Below are 6,165 nucleotides of genomic sequence, written 5' to 3'. Positions count from 1 at the left end.
CCTCATAAGCCGACGACTCACCCGCGAATCCACCCCGAACTGGCGCGACACCTGAACCTCGAACGAAACAACCCCGCTGGGACAAAACGCTCTTTTAGTTGTAGTGCGGCCTCAGATGCAGTGAGTTGATGGGCCCCAGGTCTCGGTACTCGCCGTGTTCTGCCGCGATCGACGAGGTGCAGTCGTTCGCGTTGTAACTGAGACAGAGCTCGACCACCGCACCGTCGTACTGGTTGTTCAGCACCCAGTGGTTGCCCACCTGGTTGCTGAGGTTGTGGGCGCCGTAGGTCCAGTAGATGTGGCTCGGCGATACGGCCGGGTTCTGGTTCTGCGGGTAGATGCAGACCGCGCCGTACGGGCAACCTGCCCAGGTGTCGGCCGACTTGGCCTGTGCGGTGCCGGTCGCGACGACGACCGCGGTCACGCCGGCGAAGGCCAGTGCGGCGGCGCGTCTCAGTTTGGTGCGCATGGAAGGGATCCTCCGCTGTGAGATCGGGTGATGACCGCAGACCCTACGGAGCGGGTGTGCGTGTCACGTCCTGACAGGTGTCAGGGCCCGGTAGGCAGCAGAGTGCGTACGTTCGCGGGAGACGACCGAGACCAGGGGGAATGCCGTGGACAGAGTGCGCAGATCATGGGGAATGGCGAAAGCCGGGCGGGGTGAGCGGTCATGGGGTCGCCGGGTAGGGCTGCTGCTGGCCGCGCTCGTGGCGGTGGTGGGTCTCGGTCTGCCGGTCGCCTCGGCCGCTCCGGCGACCGCCGCCACGGGATGCGCGCCGCTGCAGTCCGGCGCGAGCCAGGCGGCGCAGGCGGCCGTCCAGGTCGCGTGCCGCTACGTCGGGCGGCAGTACGCCTGGGGTGGCGGTCACGCGCAGGGGATGCCCGGTCCCAGTCAGGGCATATATGACCGTCTCTACCCGGAAACCGCCGCGGACCCGACGTACTGGAGCTTCGACTGCATCGGCCTGGTGCGCTGGGCTTGGTACAAGGCGACGGGCCGGGACATCATCACAGAGCGCACGACCCAGGCGACCTTCCAGGCGCCGGGGTACGCACACACGAAGCTGCTGAAGTCGCAAGGGTCGGCCGTGCTGCTGCCCGGCGACATCATGTACTTCGGCCGTGACGGCTTCGGGCCGACGCACGTCGCGCTCTACCTCGGCAACGGGCTGATGGTGGAAGCACCGGAATCCGGCGCGAAGATCCAGGTCAACTCCATCAGCGCCCGCTGGGACCGCTACCAGGGCGCGTTCCGCCCGCACGCCGACGCCGTGCCGATGGTCTGGACGTGGGACGGTCGCGGTTCGTACCACAAGACATGGGGCCAGCCCCATCTGCGACAGGACTCCAACACCGGCAGCCACATCAACTTCACCAACGGCAACGGCATCTCCGTGCAGGTGCGGGTGCTGTGCCAGCGAGTGGGTGAGCGGGCCACGGTCGACGGCATGGTGAACAACGTCTGGTCGTACCTGCCGGACTACCACAGCTGGATCAGCAATCTCTTCGTCCAAGGGCCGGCGTTGCTCAAGGACGTACCGTCCTGCGGTGACTTTCCGGAGATCGGCGGAACTCTGGCCGGCGCGGAGAACAACACGTCCTGCGGCGACGGCACTCAGCCCGACTCCGCGGGTGCCTGGACGGCCAAGTCGACCACCGTCTTCGGCCGTACCGTGGAGCTCCGTTACAACGGCGCCACCCAGTGCGCCTGGGGCCGCATCACCGGGGGCACGGTCGGCGACGAGATCTGGGTGGACCGCAGTGCCGACGGAGGGAAGACCTGGGACCCGATGCTGGGCTACACCACCGTCACCTCGGGCAACGACGCGTACACCACCCAGTGGAACGACGCCGGCCTCGTGATGCGCGCCTGCGGCACAAACGGCCGGGGCGGCGGCATCGAATGCACCGGGTGGTTCTGACCACAGGCCGCCACCGTGCCCGAACCACGGCGCTCAACGCGGCGAACGCCCCTGTGCTGGACTGGTGATCGTGCCATGCCGTCCCGTGCGGAAGCGCAGGCAGGGCCCCGGGCACGCCTAGGTCATGAATCTGGGCCCCGATCGAGCGCCCGAAGCGCCTCAGCGGGTCGGCGCTCTTGTATGGGTCAGGTCAGCGGTGGACCCAGACGCAGGGGCCGGCAGCCGCCTCGGTGACGGCGGACTTGATCGCAAGGGGTCGCGCATGAGCGGCTGAGTCACGGGCCGATCGAGGGGGTACGCGGCCGGGCTCGTGATCGCCCCCAGGAGCGATCACGAGCCCGGTTTGCGCGGTCGGGTCGGGTCTCCATGTCCGGCAGCTCTCCGGGCGCCGCGGGCAGGGGCTGTCTCGCCTCACGAAGGACGATCGACGCGACGCGTGGTGGGCCCGTCTCGTCTGACGATCAGAAGTCAGGCGAGAAGGAGTCACCGCCTACGGGCCCTCGGAGCCGGCTCGCACGGCCGCCGCCGACTCCAGCAGGGACCAGCCGTCGACATCCACCGTCCGCCGCTCCCCCGGCTGCCATCCACGGGCCAGCGCAACGTCGAGCAGGGCCCGGACGGCGCCAGGCTCGTGCAGGTTCAGATCCGCACCCTGGGTGAAGCCCACATCCCCTGAGCCGAAGGGCGCCCCGCCCGGGACATACCGGCCGGGACCGTCGGCAAAGACGATGCGCAGCGGGCCACCGGTGCCGGCCGGCTGCGGGGACAGGGTGAGGATCTGGCGGCAGTCCACGGACCGACCGTCTTCGCCTCTTCGGTGGCTGTGGCGCATCGTCCATAGGTAGACGCGTCCGTCGACGACCAGTCGGCGGGGCTTCCTTGAGTGGCGAGGCACGCAGCCGAGGGTACGCGGCCGCGGATCATCCCGCAGGAACAGCGGAAGCGTCAGCCGAGTCCGACGTCGCCCATGCCGTCGAGCAGACGGTGAGCACCTTCGGCCGCCTGGACGGCGACGAGTTCGACCGCGTCATCGCCGTCAACCTCCGCGGCGTACGGGCTCGTATACCGCCTTCAAGTACGGGGTGATCGGCGGCTCGTCGGGTCCGACGCGGGGCTGCTCAAGGGGCCACGGGCCGGAAATCGGTAGGTGGCGTGTCGTGGATTAGGCGGGAAAGTTCGAATGCGGTGGGACGCACCTCGGCGGCCAGGAGCAGCAGCCACAGCGGCTGACGGTTCAGTCCCGTCACGGTCGTACTGCGGCCCGGGGCGCTGTCGTGCGGCGCAGGGGCGAAGAGGAAGTTGAGGCCGGTGACGTCCATGAAGGCCGTGCCGCTCAGGTCCCACTGCAGGTCGGTCACCTGCGGGGGAAGCGTGTCAGCGGCGGCTCGCAGCGGGAGCAGGGTGTAGAAGTCGATCTCTCCGCTCGGGGAGATCCGTGCGGACGTGCCGTCGACCGTGGTGGTGATGTCCATGCGGGGTGCGCCCCCTTTCAGGGGTTGCGAGCCCAAAGGCGAAGCACCCCCTCGGAGGGGATGGACGACGATGGCGGGGGCCGGGTGCCCGGGATGGGGACAACGCCCGGCTTTCCCAAAAGACCGGCACCCTCAGGTGGCCGGCCGATCTCGTTGTCCGTCCACCCTCGCACGGTTCCCCCCGTGACCGCGAAGGGCCGGCAGGGGAACGTTCTGTGAAGCCCGTACCACCGGCCGAGTCGTCCCCGTCTGCTCGGCCGTGTGAGGGACGCCATGATCGCAGGGCCTCCGCGGGCACCTGGGACGTAGTGCCCTGTATGGGCGAGCGGCACCCGGGCCTCTCATCCCACGCCCGGCATCACGCCAGGCGGACCGGGACCACAAGGTGCGAGCCGCTGACCTGCGGTGTCTCATAAGAGACAGACCAGTTGGGTAGCGGCCGGACGATGGGCGCGCGGTGCGTGAGCCTCGACTGGCCGGCCGACGCGGCTTGGGACGGAGTGGGCGGTCATGGCACGTGCGATCTGGACCGGTGTGGTCACCTTCGGGCTGGTGACCGTGCCAGTCGGTCTGTACTCCGCGACCGGGGACCACACCATCCACTTCCACCAGCTCCAGCGCGGCACCGCCGACCGGATCCGCAACCGCAGGGTGAACGAACGTACCGGTGACGAGGTCGGCAGTGGCGACATCGTCAAGGGCTATGAGGTGGGCGAGGGCGAGTACGTCCTGGTGGAGCCGGAGGAGCTGGACGAGATCGCTCCGGGCCGTTCCCAGACCATCGACATCACCGACTTCGTCGACCTCGAGGAGATCGAACCGGTCTACTTCGACCGCACCTATTACCTCGCCCCACGCGGCAAGGAATACACCAAGGTCTACGAGCTGCTGCGGGCAGCCCTGGCCCAGTCGAACAAAGTAGGTGTCGCGACGTTCGTGATGCGCGGCAAGCAGTACCTGACCGCCCTGCGCGCGGAAGACAGGATTCTGGTGCTGCAGACCCTGCACTGGGCCGACGAGGTCCGCGACCCGGACAAGGAGCTGCCTGGACTCCCCTCCGGCCGTGCCGGCAAGGGCAAGGAGCTGGACATGGCGCTCCAGCTGGTCGATTCCCTCAGCGGGTCCTGGGAGCCCTCCCGCTACCACGACACCTACCAGGAGAAGGTGCGCGAACTGGTGAAGGCGAAGGCCGAGGGCCAAGAGGTCGCCGCGGCCGACCAGGCGCCGGCGGCGACCGACGTCGTCGATCTGATGCAGGCGCTGCAGGGCAGCATCGACCAGGCACGCGGTGGCAAGACAAAGCAGCCGGGTTCGACACGGAAGACAGTACCCAAGCCTGCCGCGGGGACATCGAAGAAGACCGCCGACAGAGGGGAGCAGCCGAAGGCCGGGCGGGCATCGTCCGCGTCGCGGGCCGAGCGGGCGGCGGGCAAGGACGAGCTGCGGCAGCTGAGCAAGGCAGAGCTGTACGAGCGGGCCACCGAGCAGGATCTGCCCGGCCGGTCGAAGATGAGCCGGCAAGACCTCATCGACGCTCTCAGCCGTGCAGGGGGCCGCCGCAAGAAGACGAGCGCCGCCTGAGCCGCGATCCTGCCGTGGAACCTGCCCGAGCCCATGCTCAGCGCCGGCCCGCGGGGAAAAGGCGGTGCTGTGCTCCGGTGCGGCACCGAGGTGGGCCCTGCGTTCCCGGAGGACATCGCCGCTCACACAATCTTGACCACGGCCGGCGATGGCGGCGTACGGCACCGCCACCGCTGGTACGAGCACGTTGCCGACGAAAACTCCCTTGCGGTCAAGGGTGGTGATCGCCCTACGGTGGCTCCCCGTGCCTATCGAGATGCCCTACCAGCCGCTTCCGATCGACCAGTCGGACGTGCGCTACGTCCACGGACCCGATTCCGTTCTGCAGCCGGGCGTGCCCGCCGGCGAGACGGTCGCGTTCGAGTGGAGGGACAGCGAGGTCTACCCGGGAACCTTCCGGAAATTCTGGGTCCACGTGCCTGCACAGTACGACCCGGCGGAACCGGCGTCCTTGACGGTGTTCCAGGACGGATGGTGGTACCTGGACCCTGCAGGAGAGGTACGCGGAGCGATCGTCCTGGACAACCTCATCCACCGCGGCGACATCCCCGTCACCATCGGCGTGTTCGTCGACCCTGGTGTCTTCCCCGATGCGGAGAACCCCAAGAACCGCAACAACGAGTACGACGCCTTCGACGACCAGTACGTCACCTTCCTCCTCACCGAGATCATCCCGCAGGTTGCGGAGCGCTATACCATCGCCCAGTCGCCCGAACAGTGGGGCATCTGCGGCGGGAGCAGCGGCGGCAACTGCGCCTTCACCGCCGCGTGGCTGCGTCCGGACAAATTCCGCCGCGTCATCGGATACCTGTCCAGCTTCGCGCAGATGCCGGGCGGCAATCCCTACCCGGACCTCGTCTCCCGCGTTCCCCGCAAGCCGCTGCGCATTTTCATGCAAGGCGGCCACCGCGACCTGCACTGGAATGAGCCGCAGTGGAACTGGCTCGCCGAAAACCTGCGCGTGGCAGCCGCTCTCGCTGAAGCGGGCTACGACTTCCGTCTCGTCCTGGGAGACGGCGGACACAGCCCCAACCACGGCGGCGTCCTGCTGCCGGACGCTCTGCGCTGGCTGTGGCGGCCCAGCGAGGATTGATCGATACCTGCTCATCCGGCATCGAGATCACTCGCTTGACCAGGAGCGTCGTCGTGCCTGCCTACCCGTCCGCGATCGACCTGCCCAGCTCACGCTC

The 6,165-nt window shown here is 68.4% G+C and carries 6 protein-coding genes; 3 read left to right on the top strand and 3 right to left on the bottom strand.

Annotated features, from left to right (window positions below):
* Positions 1-94: 94 nt before the first annotated feature.
* Complete coding sequence (locus ABTX60_RS40800) at positions 95-469, bottom strand: hypothetical protein (protein WP_352101823.1); 375 nt, start codon at positions 467-469, stop codon at positions 95-97.
* A gap of 172 nt (positions 470-641) precedes the next feature.
* On the opposite strand from ABTX60_RS40800, the gene ABTX60_RS40795 reads away from it, so the two are divergent.
* Positions 642-1,922 (top strand): NlpC/P60 family protein, encoded by a 1,281-nt coding sequence (locus tag ABTX60_RS40795; RefSeq protein ID WP_352101822.1) that lies wholly within the window; start codon positions 642-644, stop codon positions 1,920-1,922.
* Positions 1,923-2,412: 490 nt separating this feature from the next.
* Here the strand turns inward: ABTX60_RS40795 and ABTX60_RS40790 are convergent, their stop codons facing one another.
* On the bottom strand, positions 2,413-2,715 hold the full coding sequence (locus ABTX60_RS40790; RefSeq protein ID WP_502992495.1) for a hypothetical protein: 303 nt from the start codon (positions 2,713-2,715) through the stop codon (positions 2,413-2,415).
* A 325-nt stretch (positions 2,716-3,040) separates the two neighbouring features.
* On the bottom strand, positions 3,041-3,394 hold the full coding sequence (locus ABTX60_RS40785) for an STAS domain-containing protein (RefSeq protein WP_352101820.1): 354 nt from the start codon (positions 3,392-3,394) through the stop codon (positions 3,041-3,043).
* Between the two features lie 510 nt (positions 3,395-3,904).
* Between ABTX60_RS40785 and ku the strand changes: the two genes are divergently transcribed.
* Together ku and ABTX60_RS40775 are read left to right on the top strand one after the other, a co-directional pair.
* Positions 3,905-4,975, top strand: coding sequence for a non-homologous end joining protein Ku (gene ku / locus ABTX60_RS40780; RefSeq protein ID WP_352101819.1), 1,071 nt, complete (start codon positions 3,905-3,907; stop codon positions 4,973-4,975).
* Between the two features lie 244 nt (positions 4,976-5,219).
* Positions 5,220-6,068: an alpha/beta hydrolase gene (locus ABTX60_RS40775; RefSeq protein WP_352101818.1), complete on the top strand. Its 849-nt coding sequence runs from the start codon at positions 5,220-5,222 to the stop codon at positions 6,066-6,068.
* The last annotated feature ends 97 nt before the right edge of the window (positions 6,069-6,165 follow it).

The sequence above is a fragment of the Streptomyces sp. NPDC126510 genome (assembly GCF_040302345.1).
In the GTDB taxonomy this organism is placed as follows: domain Bacteria; phylum Actinomycetota; class Actinomycetes; order Streptomycetales; family Streptomycetaceae; genus Streptomyces.
The sequence above is the reverse complement of the archived record's forward strand: the minus strand, read 5'-3'. Positions and strand labels throughout refer to the sequence as shown.